This is a genomic window from Niallia oryzisoli, assembly GCF_043641075.1.
GTDB lineage: Bacteria > Bacillota > Bacilli > Bacillales > Cytobacillaceae > Bacillus_BD > Bacillus_BD oryzisoli_A.
Window position 1 is genome coordinate 74,998 of sequence record NZ_JBHZRC010000006.1, and the last position, 1,514, is coordinate 76,511.

The window sequence follows — 1,514 nt, forward strand, 5'->3', positions numbered from 1 at the left end:
TGACAGACTCTGCTTTTTCTGCCTCCCCTTTGTCAGAAGATGGCCCGGCTTCTGACAGACTCTGCTTTTTCTGCCTCCCCTTTGTCAGAAGATGGCCCGGCTTCTGACAGACTCTGCTTTTTCTGCCTCAACTTTGTCAAAAGGTACCCCGGCTTCTGATAGACTCTGCTTTTTCTGCCTCAAATTTGTCAGAAAGTAACCCTGCTTCTGACAGACTCTGCTTTTTCTGCTTTCCCCTTGTCAGAAGGTAACCCTGCTTCTGACAGATTCTGGTCCTTCCGCATTCCCCTTTGTCAGAAGATGGCCCGGCTTCTGACAGACTCTGCTTTTTCTGCCTCCCCTTTGTCGGAAGATAGCCCTTCTTCTGACAGACTCCGGTATCTCCGTTTTCACCTTGTACGAATTAGGCAAAACATCATCAAATTAACTTGGAAAAACTTTCAATATCAACATTTAACGTTCCAAGCCATTTTACAAATCCCTTTGAATTGATAAACAAATTATCTCCCTTATTTATCCAAAGATTTTTACGACTCCTTCCTCTATCTTTCTGTAATGTAAATAATGAATTTGCTCCTGAAAATGATGCACAATTCATTGATACCAATCAGGTGCATTTAAAAACAAAAAATTCTAAAAATTGAGGATGACAAGCCATTGCCGGCTCGTGTTATGGTCCTCTGAAAAAATGACTTAAATAACTTGTACACCTAAAAAGGGGAATGAATAATCTACTGTATTCATTCCCCATTCCATTTTTTCAGTTAAAGGATATTCCTACAATTAGTAAAACCTTGTACATTACTTTAATAAGTTTGTAAGGTTTGAGAATGAAGCTACTAGATCTTGATAGTATCCAATCAGTTTATCCTTTAAAGAAATTTGATCCGATTCCTCTTCTGCTTCATTTTGATTAATTTGTTCAGTTTCAGTTGTCGGGATTATTTCCTCATCTACTGCTTGTATTGGTTCTACAGAATCTGAAACTGTATTTTCTACAGGTTCAACTACTTCTTGCTCTGGAGCTACACTGACTGGGCTTTCTACATTAACGTCAGGTTCATTTGTTAGATTGATATTTGGATTATCAACCGTGCTGTCTATGGTTGTAACTGCCTCTAAGGTGCTTATATCAGTTCCACCTTCCTCAGCAGTTACATCGGTTACTGTATCAACAGTTGACACATTTTCAGCTTCTTCACTTGTTTTGGCAGCATTTGATTCATTTAAACTTTGTACAAGAAAGGTCTGATAGAATTCAATAATACTTTGATAGCTATCACCGATAAATTCATACGTTTCATCAACCCATTTCTCTGAATCATCTTGATTTTGTGTATTGTCTTTAGAAGCGATATTTTCTTCTTCATCTATTACATTAGTATTTTCTGTATTCGTGTCTCCAACTTGAATTTCTTCTGTATCGGTTCCTAATTCAGTTTCTGCTACTGGTACTTCTGGTGTTTCTGCTTGATTCTTTGTTCCTTCTTCTACTAATTCATCAGCTTCTGCAG

The 1,514-nt window shown here is 38.0% G+C and carries 1 protein-coding gene; it reads right to left on the reverse strand.

Features of this window, described 5'->3' with window-relative positions:
- Positions 1 to 801 precede the first annotated feature (801 nt).
- The coding region (locus tag ACHUFV_RS17205) for a hypothetical protein (RefSeq protein WP_394236277.1) at positions 802 to 1,514 on the reverse strand (713 nt) is incomplete at its 5' end.